At 56.3% G+C, this 14,943-nt stretch carries 8 protein-coding genes; 4 read left to right on the forward strand and 4 right to left on the reverse strand.

The window, feature by feature from the left end:
* Positions 1-112 precede the first annotated feature (112 nt).
* Positions 113-1,612, forward strand: coding sequence for an arylsulfatase (locus HFP54_RS07290; RefSeq protein ID WP_168564571.1), 1,500 nt, complete (start codon positions 113-115; stop codon positions 1,610-1,612).
* Positions 1,613-1,657: 45 nt separating this feature from the next.
* Here HFP54_RS07290 and HFP54_RS07295 read toward each other — a convergent pair whose 3' ends face one another.
* From HFP54_RS07295 to HFP54_RS07305, 3 genes are all read right to left on the reverse strand, one after another.
* Positions 1,658-2,941: a Gfo/Idh/MocA family protein gene (locus HFP54_RS07295; RefSeq protein ID WP_206036034.1), complete on the reverse strand. Its 1,284-nt coding sequence runs from the start codon at positions 2,939-2,941 to the stop codon at positions 1,658-1,660.
* Positions 2,942-3,247: 306 nt separating this feature from the next.
* Positions 3,248-5,461 carry a glycosyl hydrolase family 28-related protein gene (locus HFP54_RS07300; protein ID WP_168564573.1) on the reverse strand — a complete coding sequence of 738 codons (2,214 nt, stop codon included), beginning with the start codon at positions 5,459-5,461 and terminating at the stop codon, positions 3,248-3,250.
* Positions 5,462-5,748: 287 nt separating this feature from the next.
* Positions 5,749-6,852, reverse strand: a complete 1,104-nt coding sequence (locus HFP54_RS07305) for a cis-3-hydroxy-L-proline dehydratase (protein ID WP_168564574.1) — start codon at positions 6,850-6,852, stop codon at positions 5,749-5,751.
* A 168-nt stretch (positions 6,853-7,020) separates the two neighbouring features.
* On the opposite strand from HFP54_RS07305, the gene HFP54_RS07310 reads away from it, so the two are divergent.
* Entirely contained in the window at positions 7,021-8,670 is a 1,650-nt protein-coding gene (locus HFP54_RS07310) for a sulfatase family protein (RefSeq protein ID WP_235951324.1), read from the forward strand.
* Positions 8,671-8,702: 32 nt separating this feature from the next.
* On the forward strand, positions 8,703-10,178 hold the full coding sequence (locus HFP54_RS07315) for a sulfatase (RefSeq protein ID WP_168564575.1): 1,476 nt from the start codon (positions 8,703-8,705) through the stop codon (positions 10,176-10,178).
* Between the two features lie 92 nt (positions 10,179-10,270).
* Here HFP54_RS07315 and HFP54_RS07320 read toward each other — a convergent pair whose 3' ends face one another.
* Positions 10,271-12,601: a hypothetical protein gene (locus HFP54_RS07320; protein ID WP_168564576.1), complete on the reverse strand. Its 2,331-nt coding sequence runs from the start codon at positions 12,599-12,601 to the stop codon at positions 10,271-10,273.
* A gap of 445 nt (positions 12,602-13,046) precedes the next feature.
* Here HFP54_RS07320 and HFP54_RS07325 point away from each other — a divergent pair, with 445 nt between their 5' ends.
* The gene (locus tag HFP54_RS07325) at positions 13,047-14,903 is read left to right on the forward strand and encodes a sulfatase-like hydrolase/transferase (protein ID WP_168564577.1); all 1,857 of its coding nucleotides are present in this window, start codon (positions 13,047-13,049) and stop codon (positions 14,901-14,903) included.
* Positions 14,904-14,943: the final 40 nt, after the last annotated feature.

Raw genomic sequence — 14,943 nt, forward strand, 5'->3', positions numbered from 1 at the left:
CGTTGATTCGGCCACGGGCCACAATCGACAACACCCCGAACTCCGCGATCGATATGCTAGGGATCGACATGTCCGGTTGCCGCCCCAACACCCCACCCCAAGAGTGTTTGCAATGCTTTTTCACCGTCACTGGTTGCTGGTCTCGTTCTGTATCTGCATCACGATCGGGGGTGCCGAAACCGCCGGTGCCGATTCCCTGACCGGCAGTCGGCCGAACATCTTGCTGGTGATGACCGACGACCAGGGCATGGGCGACCTGTCTTGCATGGGGAACCCGGTGTTGCGGACGCCGAACTTGGACAAGTTTCATTCGATGTCGATGCGGTTCACCGACTTTCATGTCAGCCCGACCTGTGCCCCCACCCGCAGCGCGATTTTCAGCGGACGTCACGAGTTTCGAAACGGCGTGACCCACACCATCAAGGAACGGGAACGAATGGCCCTGTCCACCACCACGTTTCCACAGCTATTGCGGCAAGCCGGATATGCCACCGGAATCTTTGGAAAGTGGCACCTTGGCGACGAAGACGAATACCAGCCTTATCAACGCGGATTCAGCGAAGTCTTCATCCACGGCGCCGGCGGAATCGGCCAATCGTTCCAAGGTAGCTGCGCCGATTTCCCGCCGAACCGCAAAGCAGACCAACGCTATTTCGACAACGTGATTCTGCACAACGACACCATCGTTCAGACCCAAGGATTCTGCACCGATGTGTTCTTTCAAGCGGCACTCGGATGGATCCGCGATCAACAACAATCCGGTACACCCTTCTTTGCCTACGTGTCGACCAATGCACCACACGGCCCCATGATCGCACCCGAACGTTATAAGAAGCGATTTGCCGACATGGGTTGGGACGGGAATACCCAAGGTCGCTACGGGATGATCGAGAACATCGATGACAATTTTGGTCGGCTGATGCAAAAGTTAGACGAATGGGAATTGTGGGAAAACACGCTGGTGATTTTCATGACCGACAACGGGCAGGCGGGACGCAGCGGCAAACGGAACGGCAAACCCACCCCGCTGTTTACCGCCGGTTTTAAAACTGGCAAAGGATCACCCTACGAAGGCGGTACCCATGTCCCGGCGTTCTGGCGATGGAAAGGCAAGCTACCCGAAAATGCCGATGTCGATGCGTTGACGGCTCACATTGATCTGTACAAGACGTTCTGCGATCTCGCGGGCGTAAAGATTCCGGCGGATGCCCAAGCCATTGATGGACGAAGCCTGCTGCCGTTGCTGGAAAATCCTCAATCTGAATGGGCCGATCGCGAATTGTTCGTGCACGTCGGACGCTGGAAAAAAGGCGCCGATCCGAACGACAGTCGCTATGACAAATGCGCCGTGCGGACCGCACGTTGGCGTCTGGTCAACAACAACGAACTGTTTGACATTCGTTCCGACCCCAAAGAATCCACCGACGTCGCCGACGCCCATCCGGACGTCGTTCAACGATTGCGGACCCTCTACGATCAATGGTGGAACGAGACGCGACCGCTGATGGTCAATGAAGATGCCCCCTATTGCCCCGTCCAACCACAAGCCGTCCGTTACGAAAAGCAATTGGCGGAATCCGGCATTCCAGATTGGCAGGCACCTTCGCTGTGACGGGAATCGCTGCCCGTTGACGGTGTCAACGGCTGCCGGATTCCATCATACAAACCGATACGTTCCCGGCATGGGAACGGGCGGAACGGGGTGGTCGCCCAACTGGTATTGTTCGGGCCCCAATTTGACCTCGGACTTCATCGCTTCGTCCCACTCGATTCCTTGGCCGCTGTACACCGCTTCGCGACCGATGATTCCGGTCATCGTGGCTTCGGCAATCGTCTGAGCTTCGTTGATCGGATGGCCCTGGCGGATGCTGTTGATCAAGTCCTCGTGTTCCCGTTTGTAGGCGCTCGGTTCTTTCTGCCGTCGACTCCAGGCTTCTCCAGATTTCGGCTGAATATAGTCTTTGCAGTTGCTCATGCCGTGAGTGCCAACGATTTCTTCGCTGACCATATTTTTGCAACGATTGATCTGACGGCACTGGCTGAATACGGACACGCCGCCGGGGTATTCGTACTCCACTGCAAAGTGATCATAGATGTGCCCATAACGTGGATCTGTTCGCACCTGACGGCCCCCCAAACCGCTGACCACACGCAACGGGTGTGACCCGATCACCCAATTCATAATGTCCAGATTGTGAACGTGCTGTTCAACGATATGGTCGCCTGAAAGCCAAGTGAAATAGTTCCAATTGCGAAGCTGCCATTCCATGTCGCTCCACTCTTGTTTCCGATTAACCACCCAGATCTGCCCTCCGTTCCAATAGCATTTCCCATAGACCAAGTCGCCGATAGCGCCGCCGTGTATTCGCTCGATGGTTTCACGATAGCCACGGTCATGGCGTCGCTGCGTTCCGGCGGCAATGCCCAAACCCTTCTGCCGGGCGAGCTTTCCGGCTTCCATCACCATGCGAACACCAGGGACGTCGACGGCCACGGGCTTTTCCATAAAAACGTGCTTACCGGCATTGATGGCCGCTTGTAAATGCAGCGGCCGAAAATGGGGCGGCGTTGCCAAAATGACGTAGTTCACATCGGCCATCGAAAGAAGCTGCTTGTAAGCATCGAAACCGGAGAAACAGACTTCCGGTCCCAAATCAAACCCCAACTTGCCCATCTGTTTTCGACAGCTTTCCAGACGGTCTTCGAATACATCGGCAAGTGCCACCACGCGCATTCGACTTTGGCTGACCTTTGTGTCTTGGGCCACCGTTTCGGTGTGATATCCCGATTGCGGGTAGACGGTCAAACGTTCAGCACCCAGGGCATCAATCACGGCACCAGTTCCCCGGCCACCGCAACCGATCAAACCGATTCGGATCTCCTGATCATCACTGCCAGCCGCATGCACACGGGGCGCCGAAGCGACAGATGCGGCAGCCATCGCGGCCGACCCTGCTTTGAAGAACTGACGACGACTTGCAGATTCAGATGTATTGGATGAGAAGTTCATGCCTTTGCCTTTGGATGAATGACGGATTTTCGACCGGATGCCAGGACCGAGTCACCCCAGATCGACATACCAGCCTAATGCGGACGCGGAAGCATCGACTTGACATCGGCCAACATCGCCGCACAGCGGGGCAATATGCCGCAATCCGAGTGACTGCCTCCGATCAATCCACCGGAGCGGTGTTGGTCGTCGCTGGAACTTGACAACTCACGCGGCAGCCCATCCCTGCAGCCAGCCTCAGGGATCACCGCGGCGGATCAAGACCGGTCGATCGGCGGGACGTAATTCCAGGTCTGGCTTTTCGCCGGCGATCACCTGAACCATCGACCAGGTCCTGGGGTCCGAGCCTTCGCCGGCAAAATGATCCGCCGAACCCGCCCCCTGGAGTCGTGGTGAATCCACCAAGTTGGTCAGCAAATAGCTGGAGCAATCTTCGATTTCAAAGAGCGCACGACCCGGCCACGCCGATGCGTTGCCTCCATAGCCGAAAATGCGGATCTTGTCGCTGTCGACCATCCTGATGATTGGGGTTTGGTATTCGCCTTTGACGCCAAACACACTGACATCGCTTGCCCCACGAATCTCCATGTTTGCATCGCTGCGGGCATGTTCCGGATTGCATTGATAGAACCGCAATGGCTGACGGGTGCCTTCGACCAATACGTGGCGGTATTCCCTTCCATGAAGCCCCCAGGATTCTTGGTGAAAATTGTAAAATTTGCCGCCACCGTTGCCGGTGATTCGCACCAATGGGAAGTCATACTGGGGTGATTCTTTCAAGCGTTTTGCTTTCCACGCCGCCGGCATGTCAACGTTGACGCTGCGATAGACGGATGCCCCGCCGCATCGCCAGTTCAGACAATAGGCACCGGGTGCGTCCAGCGTCGTCTGTAAACCAAGAAACGCCAACGTCGTGTTTGCCTGCGCATCGTCGGCCGTTTGGATCAATGGCATTGGGTCCGCCGGGTTTACAAACGCACTCCCCTTGCCGCCCAGCGGTTCGATCCAGGTATAGCAACGCCCTACACCGATCAGTGCAGAGTCGGATCGCAAACGAATCGGGCGTGAAATCTTATAAACCCCTTTCGGCAGAAAAACGATTCCGTTTTCATCAACGGCGCGTTGAATGGCCTCCGTATCGTCGTGCTGACCATCGCCCTGAGCCTCATACGGTGGTTCAGCCACATTGACCGCTCCGGGGGATTGCCACGACGGAAAAGATGATCGCCAAAGGTGGCGTGTCACCAGATTCTCCGGCGGACCATTCACCGAATCGACAAGTGCATGAATCGCCGACAACGAACGGTTGCCATTCACAAAAATGGGCGTCTCGTATCGAAAGCCCGGCATCGGCGTCCAAGATCCCAGCGGCGGGGCCGGTAGTGCGGCAGCCAATTCCTGCACACGCATCCAGCCTTCTTGATCGGCTTTGAACAACGTCTGTTGGCCACTCTGCACCACAGCCGATGCACCACGCACATACACGTCATGCATCGTCACCGCCGCTTGTGCATCGATCACCACATTCTGGCCGGGCTTCTTGAAGTCGATCATGGAATCGACCATCGACAGTTGGCCATGGTGTGGTGTTTTTTGGCGTGTGACGATCACGGGACCATGGCCGTTGGTTTCGATCCGGCACCCGACCACCGTCAAAGCCTGACGCGAGGCATTGACAATTGCGGTCTGTTCTTGATCGATCAGGGTGATCCCGGCCAAGGTGGGCGCGGGCTGTGTCTCGGAGTAGTCAATTCCGACTTTTCCTCCGATCACGGTGATTCCGAAGTGGGATCCTCCCGACCCCGCGCCGCCTTCCAATCCGATCAATCCGCCTCGGGCATCGATGGTACAGTCTTGGATACTGGAACCCTGTGCGGCGCGATGGCGAATGGCGACGGCCCCCGGATTCCCACGACCGACACTGACATCGATTCCGATCATCATTTGGTTCATGTTGATATTCGGCTGCAACTCGGTGGTCGGTTGCTCTCGACCGCTTCCGAATGCCCAAAACCGAACCACGTGCTTGGGACGCGCTGGGTCGTCATATCCAGGGCTATGATCGGCAAGTCGGATCAGTGGACGTTCCGTTGTTGACCGATCGCCGACCAAAATGCATGGCAAGTCGCGTGTATTGCGAAGCTTGCCGATGTCGGGATCCCAACGCCCGTGCAGGCACCGCAGTGTGTCGCTGACGACGTAGGTGCCCTTTGGAAAGTAGGTCACCATTTGTGCGTCACGTGCGAACAAAATCGCGCGCTGAATCGCTTCGGTGCTGTCGCTTTCGCCCGTCGGATCGGCACCAAATGGGGGCGAGGTTACGTCAATCATCCCCAGCGACGAAAGAGCCTGACTGGCGAACACTTGATCGGGATCTTCCGCCGCTGCGGCCCGCACCAAAACACCGAGGAGTAGCAGGAAGACGGAGAGTCTCAAGATGGGGCAGGCCATATCAATTCTCATGCGAATTTGCGGGCAACGCCACAGTGGACGTTACAAGGAGGTTTGCGGTGCAGTGTAACGACGAAGACGCGTGCACAACGCCACGAAAACTTGATGCGGGACGCCGTGAAGCCGACGAGACAGCGTCTGCGGCACTTCACCACAGCAAGCATGGTGGGGTAACCACCTTTCACCTATTTCCGCATTCACCGGAAAGTGAATTGATCGAATTGGCCGCACGGCCAGAACAGCCAATCAAAAACATGCCGGCAATGTTTCAGCAGCCGACCACAACGTCAGCGAATCTCCAGCACGGGATCGCCCAGAACATCCATCCGAGGCTGAATCCCCAGACCGGGTCGGTCCGACGCTTTCATCCAACCACTCATCCGTTGGGGTGCTCCGTCCGCGGTACAGACCGTGACATAGCTATTGAAATCGGTACTGGTGAATCGAAAGGCCTCGGGGGTGCTGTGGGCAAAGTGCGCGATCGCCGCCGTGGCAATGTCTCCGCCCCAACTGTCTTCCAAAGTCATTGCGATTCCCATCGCGACGCACAAATCTCTCGCCTGCTTCGCCTTCGTGAGTCCACCCAACTTGCTGATTTTTAGGTTCACCACGTCCATTGCCAGATCGGATTTAGCTCGCAACAGCATGCCAAGATCGTCAATGTTTTCATCCAGCACGAACGTATGATCCGTCCCGCGTCGAATCGCCAAACATTCTTCATAGGTCTCGCAGGGCTGTTCGATGTAGACGTCCAAATTCTTTGTCGCCCGAACCACCCGCATCGCTTCATGCTGCGTCCAACCGGTGTTGGCATCGGCAACCAGTCGATGCGATGGGGGCAGGATATCGCGAGCCGCATGAATGCGTTCGATGTCGATATCGGGATCACCACCGACCTTCAACTGAAATCGTGTGTACCCTTCGTCGCGATAGCGCGCGATTTTCGCCGCCATCTCGTCCGCCGACTGTTGGGAAATGGCCCGGTACAACCGCACCGCGTCGCCATGACGTCCCCCCATCAGCGTGCAAACTGGCAAGCCACTGTTTTTGCCCAATAGATCCCAACACGCGATATCGACCCCCGATTTCACATACGGGTGCCCACGCAGCACCGAATCCATCCGCAGGTTCAGCGCACCAAGCTCGCGTGGGTCCCATCCGATCAGACTGGGACCAATTTCGCGAAGCCCTGTCCGCACACCCGCGGCAAACGCGGGCAGATAGGCTGGTCCCAACGGACAGACTTCGCCAAAGCCCACGGTTCCGTCGTCCGCTTCGACCGCAACGATGGTGCTGTCAAACACCGAGACGGACTTTCCGCCCGACCAATTGTATGAGCCTTCGATCAAGGGAAGATCGACTTGATAGGCGCGGATGCATGCAATTTTCATCGCGGTCTCCACTGGGATCGTTCAAAGAGGTCACATCCTACCCGCCGAAGGCAAACCTGTTCGATCCGACGTTCGACATTTCCAATCGGTGGATCCCTTGAAACTCCATCGCCGATCGGCCGTTGAGGTAGACTGACGGCTCGAAACATTCGCGATACCAACAATGCCATGGCTCACCCAACAATCCCGGTTTCCACCGACGCGTTTGTCATCCGCGTCGGCAATCCTGTCCGACGAACCCATGCAATGATGGTCTGGTGGGCACGGATTGCCTTGACGATTGTCGCTGGATGCATCCATGGATCTGTCGCCGCTGCCGATGGGGCGTCGCGTCCAAACATCCTGGTCATCCTGGCCGACGACTTGGGATACGGTGATATCGGCTGTTACAACCCGGAATCGAACATCCCGACACCGAACATCGACGCGTTGGCCCGCCGGGGCATGAGGATGACCGATGCCCATAGCCCATGCACGGTTTGCACGCCGACACGCTATAGCTTGATGACCGGCCAAATGGCATTCCGCATTCCCAACGGCGGACGTGTCTTCAGCGGCGCAGGTGGACCATCCCTGATCGCAAGTGACCGCTTGACCTTGCCCGGCATGCTTCAACAAAACGGTTACGCCACCGCCTGTTTTGGGAAATGGCACATTGGCCTGACGTTCTACGACGAACAGGGCCAACCGATCCATCGCGGCGGACTTCCCGACGTTCAACGAATTGACTATTCGCGTCGCATCGACGGTGGGCCGATCGATTGCGGCTTTGACCAATTTTTTGGTACCGCTTGCTGCCCGACAACCGATTGGCTGTACGCGTTCATCGATGGTGATCGAATCCCCACACCGCCGACCGGACTGTTGGATCGATCGACGTTGCCCAAGCACCCCTATGCCAACGACAACCGACGTGGGATGCAGGCCCCAGACTTTGACCTGGAAACCGTTGATTTGGTTTTCCTGGAAAAGAGTCGGCAATTTTTGCGTGACCATGTTCGACGCCATCCCGACCAGCCATTCTTCTTGTTGCACAGCACTCAAGCGGTTCACCTTCCATCGTTTCCTGCCCCCGCGTTTCAAGGCGGAACCGACTCGGGGCCGCATGGTGATTTCATCGCCCAGCTAGATCACATCGTCGGCGAATTGACCGACACGTTGGGCGAATTGGGCATTGCCGATAACACCTTGGTGATCTTTACCAGTGACAACGGCCCAGAAGTCCCCACCGTATTCCATATGCGAAACGATCACCAACACGACGGCGCACGTCCCTGGCGTGGCGTCAAGCGGGACAATTGGGAAGGCGGCCATCGCGTGCCGTTCATTGCGACTTGGCCGGGCAGCATTCGCCCAGGGACGACCTCCGATGCGTTGATTTCACTGTGCGACGTGTTTGCGACCGCAGCGGAAACACTTGATGTCGACCTGCCTGATGACGCGGCGGAAGACAGCTACAGCTTGATCCCTGTTTTCAGGGAACGCTTGTCCGGCCCATTGCGTCCGTATCTCTTGCAACAAGGTTTTGGCGGAACTCGCTGGCTGGCAATCCGACAAGGCAAATGGAAGTACTTGGATCATAAAGGATCCGGAGGAAACAACTATGAAAAACACCGACAATTGAAGTCGTATGCCCTGCCCGATAACGCACCGGATACGCCAGGACAACTGTACGATCTGGAAGCCGACCCAGGCGAAACGTTCAATCTGGTCGAACGCCATCCGGACATCGCCGCAAGACTACGCGACCAACTACATGAATCGGTTCAGTCCGGACGCAGTCGTCCCGCCAAAACAACAACCAGCTCCCTGCAATGAGTTTACTTTTTTCAACTTTCCTCGAGACCGCGATGCGACCTGAATCAAAATCCCGCTGGCTGATTGTCTGTGTCCTCTTGCTGGGTGTCGCCACCGTGCGATCCACCGCGGCCGCAGAAACGGACACACCGCCATTGAACTTTGTCGTCTTATTGGTCGATGACCTCGGCTTCATGGACATTGGTGCGAACAACCCGAATTGTTTTTACGAAACGCCAAACATCGATCGCTTTTCTGATTCCGCAATGCGATTCACCAACGGCTATGCAGCGAACCCGGTTTGTTCGCCGACGCGGTTCAGTTTGATGACGGGCCGTTATCCGACGAGAACTCAGGCGACCAATTTCTTTTCGGGAAAACGCGAAGGCACGTTTCGCCCGGCACCGTTGAACGACAAGATGCCTTTGGACGAAGTGACGATCGCGGAAGTGTTGAAGCCCAAGGGATACCAAACCTTCTTTGCCGGCAAATGGCATCTCGGTCCTGATTCGGATTTCTACCCGCCAGCCCAAGGTTTCGATGTAAACATGGGCGGCTATCACCGTGGCGGCCCCTACACGGGCAAGAAGTACTTTTCGCCTTTTCAAAATCCAGAATTGAAACCTGACAGCCCGCCGGGTGACCATTTACCGGATCGCCTGGCTCGTGAAACCGCTTCCTTTATCGAACAAAATGCGGACCAACCCTTCTTGGCATACCTGGCTTTCTATTCCGTCCACACGCCATTGATGGGACGCCCGGATTTGGTGAAGAAATACCAAGCGAAAGCAGCGGAGATCGAAGGCGAAGAATTTGCCGATGAAGAACAGGTCTTCGGCGATCGTCCCCGCAAGGTTCGCATTCTTCAGAAGCATGCCGTTTATGCCGCAATGGTCGAAGCCATGGATCAGGCGGTTGGCAAGGTCTTGGACCAAATCGACGCCGCCGGAATCGCCGATCACACCGTCGTCGTTCTGACATCCGACAATGGCGGGTTGTCCACATCGGAAGGTTCGCCCACCAGCAATCTGCCGCTGCGTGGCGGCAAAGGCTGGGTGTATGAAGGTGGCATTCGTGAACCATGGATCATTCGGTACCCCGGTGTGACCCAACCCGGCAGCGTCAGCGACGAACCGATCTGTTCGATTGACCTGCTTCCGACCATTGCCGCTGCGGTGGACGCGACGCTACCCCAACCGATCGATGGGATCAACTTGGCTCCCGCCCTTCGTGGAAACTCACTGGATCGCGAAGCACTCTTTTGGCACTACCCCCACTACAGCAATCAAGGTGGCTTTCCCGGCGGCGCGATCCGCATGGGCAATTACAAGCTGGTCGAACGTTACGAAGACGGCCGGATTCACTTATACGATCTGTCCAGAGACGTGGGCGAAAAGAATGACCTGGCCGATAGCATGCCGGACAAGGCAGAACAGATGCGGCATCGGCTACACGATTGGTATCAGGACGTGAACGCGCACTTCCTTCGGGAAAAGAACGGCAACCAACCTTGGGTCCCCAGCGAATGATCGCGGTGATTCGCGTCAATGTTTGCCGTGGCGTCGTCTGCATTCCAGCGGCACGCGGGAACTCCGACCCGTTCCATCGCCCACGTTGATGATCAATGGTCCCCAGCGGTGGTTTCAAACACCCATTGCCGCGACGGTTGATCGCTGGGCAAGTTGAACGTCAATGCAAACGTGCCCGTCGCTGGATCACGGTCAACTTGCCACTGGTCCACCCCCTGTGACGATAGCTCAAACGGAACTTTTGCCCCGTCGACAATCTGGTGCAATGAAAAATCCTTGATTGTTGAAAGACCTTCGATCCGCACCGCAATGGGACCGACACCGTCCTGATGCCGCCATCGAACGATCGAATCGCTAGCTCGGATCACAACGGGATACGCTTGCAACAGTTGGCCACCGGACACATCCGTGGCGACCCCATGGTTCGTCGCTTCGCGAAGTGTGGTTTTCCATGAAGATGGATGTCGACGAAGGTGTTCGCGAAACGCTTCGTTGGGTCCGTAGTAGTCTTCAGCGTTCCTTGGCAGGGTGATCAGTTCGACCATCAATTCGACTTGATCGCCGCTGCGAAAAGCGGAAACCGATGCCGGCGGCACCAATCGCAAATCCACGTTTGCAGGATCCGACTGGTGTACCCGTGCATCCAAAGTCGGTCGCTGATAGACCTGACCGCCCAAATTCGCGCGATAGCGGTGCACTATCAACGCTCGGTAGCCGTTGGGTTTCGGCTTCGCCGCGATGGAATACGCATCGGTCAACGCAACCCAATGCGGAGCCGCCCCGCTCCACTGAAATGAATTGATAATACGATCCCCCTTCGTCAATCCGTTTTGCACAGGGACGCGGCGAATCAATCCGGTGCGTTGTCCCACATCGACAAACGGAGTCGCATAGTGATGCGTGCGGCCGAGTGAAAAAAACGAAACGTCGTCGGCGGATACATCTTGGTGAAACTGATAACGCAGCGTTTGAAATGTACGCGCGTAGTCGTCGGCCCGTGCCACTTGAACATCGGCGGTGAATGAGACCTGCTGATTTTTCCCGTAGCATCCAGTCTGCAGCATGCGAGGCATGCATGGTCCGTGCGACAGATAAGCTGTTTTGACGCGACGAGGCTGAAGCTTCTGACCGATCGCGTTCTTGATGTCCAACCAGTCACCACCCCACCCCGCTTCGGTCCAAGACCATTTCCGCCCATTGATACCATCACGAGCCATCAACATGCGGATATCCGTGATCGCACAATCGACCAGACTGCGATCGCTGTCAAAACAGATGGTTTCGCCCCAGCACCCGATTGCAAACTGATCCCAACGTCCATGACCGCCATACCCGACAAGACTCAGTTGTGCGTGGCTGGCACTGGGCAGCGACCCATAAAATCCATAGGCCAATCGCAAACGATAAGTAGCCGTCTGTCGCGGAAGCATGGCAAACACGGTGGCATAGCTTCCCGTCGGTTCGTAGTGCCAGTTCTTACTCAGCTGAACCGGAATCCCCGTCGGTCGCCCCTTCGAATCGCACAACACAGGTGCGATGCCCGTGATGTTGGCCGGCGAAGACAAATGCAGCATGAACGGAATGGCATCATTCACGGCTGCATTTGAGTTCGTCTTTGACCTCCGGGTCACTGAGATCTCGAATTCGTCAAAGCCCCGGTTGGGCTGATAACCGGTCTGAAACGTTCGATGCAAACGCCCAAAATTGACCGCATGGCAGGCGAAATCATCCTCGAAGCCGGCCAGTTGCTGCTGCCCGTCATGAGCCGTCACGGCAATATCGATCTCAAACGCGGACGCATGCCCTTTGTCGAAATGGCAAACCATCCGAACCCGCTGCTCATCATCCTCTTCTGCTTTGACATCGAATGAATCCGCTGCAGACCATTCCCCCAGCGCACTTCTCAGGTGCAAAGACATGCTCACTGGGTTTTCGGCCGGCAAGCCCTTGGCAATCAGAGTGAACACCAATCGGTCGGGCCATGCCACGATGTCCAAGCGACTGTTGACATTCAAAGGTTGCCCTGAAGCATCCAAAAACTCTAGCCCTAGAAAATCGAAGTGCTGGACGAATCGTCCGGATTCCCACAACCGAACATCGGCCAAACGTTTAAGGTCGTCTCGCGCCCCGGCGGCACAACACTTGGCGGTATAGGTCTGACCATCGACCACGATCTGCAACCTCAGCGACGCGACGGGTATCGCGGCCCAATCCGTCCACTCGGTTTTCAACGCCGCCTGATAGCCCGGCATGGGCGTCGATGACCCCAGCCTAGGCTGCGACATCTGCTCAACATCCAACGCAAATTCAAACCGATCCGTTTGAATCTGAAACACATCGGGGCTCGAGTCATCTGGGTTCTTTCGCCAGCCGTTCTTCCAAGTGGCGAATGAATAGCGATCCGACGCGGTTGCGGACGCCATGCATCCACCGATCGTCGCGAAAAGAACAAGCCCAAACACAAGTCCGGGAAGCTGTTTGGATATCGCTCGCCCGAAGCCGTGGTGATGCAAAAAATTCATGTGCGTCATTGTGTTCCAGTCACACTGTCGAACCGTTTTCTGCCGAGTCTTGGACCATGCGGTTCCACTACGATTAGCGGGCAAGATCATTCCATTTCGACGGCATTCGGCACAGCACCGCCCGTCGCGGCGTGGTCATCGGCGATCAATGCGTCAATGGTCGCACCCCCGGTCTTCGACGTCCAGCAACCGCCCATCGTCTGACTTGGGGCAAAAAGAAGCAGCACAACGGATCGTCAATTGTTTACAATCTGGATCTGCGTCGTGGATGCGACGCCAAGCATGAATCATCGGTCAAAGCTTCGGCCGAGCCCCCCTCCAAGCGTCATCCCCCAAGCCTTTCACCATGAAACGTTCTCCCCTGCTCTTCTTCGCATTTTTGGCCGCACTGGCATTGCTGCCCGCCTCGGCCCCGGCCCAACAAGCGACATCGCAGGCCCAGTCCGTCGTCCAACCGAACGTGCTTTGGATTCTGACCGACGACCAGCGGTACGATTCCATCCGTGCTTTCAATCGAATGCTGCACGGTCGCGAAATGAGCGAACTGGGTTACGTTGAATCGCCCAACGTCGATCGCTTGGCGGCGATGGGCACGACGTTCGTCAATACGTACTGCCAAGCCCAAGGCTGCGCACCGTCACGTGCTTCGATGCATTTCGGACGTTACCCGTTCCGTTCGGGCGTCTATGAATTTGAATACCACAACAACAACGCCCCGCACTGCAAACCAACCCTTCCCGAACAAATGGCATCGTTGGGATACCAAACGACACACATCGGGAAACTAGGCGTCCGGTTGAAGACGGTCCAGAACAATTGGGCAAAACCTTATCCGATCTATCAAACGGACCTGAATTTCAAGCAACTGCACCGCGACGGATTGACCGGTTGGGGGAAAGACTGGTTCTACGAAATCGACGGCATCAAGCTGGACCCGCCCATCAAACAATTGCGTTTCTTTGTGACCCCGGATGGCGAGTTCGAATATGCATCTTTGGAACTGGAGAAACGTTTTCCCAAGTATGCCGGTTCGGCCGAGATGACGATGAAGAAGTACGACTTGCTGCGTCACTTCACGCCGTCCAAACCACCGGCCCCCGACAACGGATCCATTCTGGCGGGTGTCAGTTCACAACCGGCGGGTAAAACACGCGATGGTTGGTACGCGTCATTGTTTGGCGAATACCTGAAAAGCGAAAATCAACCATTCCCCGTTGGATCACAAACGTTTGACGGCGTGGATCCCACCAAGCCTCTGTTTTGTCACATCGGATTTGACTTTCCCCACACTCCCGTATTGCCCCCGGCGGACTATCGCGAGTGTTTCCAACAGCACACCTACAAGGTTCCTCAGTTCAGCGAAAGCGAATTGGAGTCGATGCCGAAGCAGATGCAGAAGCAAGTCAAAGCCGGCTATTCGGATCACTTCACCGATGCTCAGAAACAGGCGATGATCCAAGACTACTTTGCGTTCTGTGCCTACGGCGATGCGTTGGTCGGCCAGGCAACCGACGATTTCATTCGGTACAGCAATGACCATCAACAGCCCTGGGTGATCGTTTACGTCTGCGGCGATCACGGATGGAAACTCAATGACCACGGATCGGTCAGCAAATTCACGCCTTGGGATATCGACGCCCACAACCCGATCATCGTGGCCGCGTCGGACAAACAGGCATTCCCGGCTAGCAAAGTGGTCACGGACTTCACCGAGTTTGTCGATATCGCACCGACCATTCTCGCCGCAGCCGGTGCTGATCTTTCCACCGAACGCTTTGATTATCTGGACGGTTACGATCTGGCCAAAGTCACTTCCGGCGACGCACCGGTTCGAGATTATGTCGTGGGTGAAAGCCACGCGGTCACCGGACCTCGCGCGTTCATTCGTACCAAAGAATACGTGCTGTCGCTGCAGACCCGCCCCGACAAACGTCGCGGCGTCGACATGCAATGGGCCATGAAGGCTGATTACGAGGACCTGGACCCGGGTTTGTATCACATGCCCAGCGATCCTCATGAAATCCACAACTTGGCCTTCGACGACGACTATCGCGAGGTCGCTGAGAAATTAAAAGACAAGCTATTACGCATCGTCCTTGGCGACGGACGCATCGAAGTCGAATGGGGGCCAAAGGCTGACGGTACCAAAATCCATCGCAGCTCATTCGCGACCGGAGCCCACGACGGAAAACTGGAACTGTAGCGTTCCTTCTTCCTGCGGCTCGTCGCATCACGGATCATCC

This window comes from Crateriforma spongiae (genome assembly GCF_012290005.1).
In the GTDB taxonomy this organism is placed as follows: domain Bacteria; phylum Planctomycetota; class Planctomycetia; order Pirellulales; family Pirellulaceae; genus Crateriforma; species Crateriforma spongiae.

Bases quoted from the DNA above. Each gene is read 5' to 3' on its own strand.
- HFP54_RS07310 (WP_235951324.1), top strand. From the start codon at position 7,021: ATGGCTCACCCAACAATCCCGGTTTCCACCGACGCGTTTGTCATCCGC.
- HFP54_RS07315 (WP_168564575.1), top strand. From the start codon at position 8,703: ATGCGACCTGAATCAAAATCCCGCTGGCTGATTGTCTGTGTCCTCTTG.
- HFP54_RS07305 (WP_168564574.1), bottom strand. From the start codon at position 6,852: ATGAAAATTGCATGCATCCGCGCCTATCAAGTCGATCTTCCCTTGATC.
- HFP54_RS07320 (WP_168564576.1), bottom strand. From the start codon at position 12,601: ATGGCGTCCGCAACCGCGTCGGATCGCTATTCATTCGCCACTTGGAAG.
- HFP54_RS07295 (WP_206036034.1), bottom strand. From the start codon at position 2,941: ATGGCTGCCGCATCTGTCGCTTCGGCGCCCCGTGTGCATGCGGCTGGC.
- HFP54_RS07290 (WP_168564571.1), top strand. From the start codon at position 113: ATGCTTTTTCACCGTCACTGGTTGCTGGTCTCGTTCTGTATCTGCATC.
- HFP54_RS07300 (WP_168564573.1), bottom strand. From the start codon at position 5,461: ATGGCCTGCCCCATCTTGAGACTCTCCGTCTTCCTGCTACTCCTCGGT.
- HFP54_RS07325 (WP_168564577.1), top strand. From the start codon at position 13,047: ATGAAACGTTCTCCCCTGCTCTTCTTCGCATTTTTGGCCGCACTGGCA.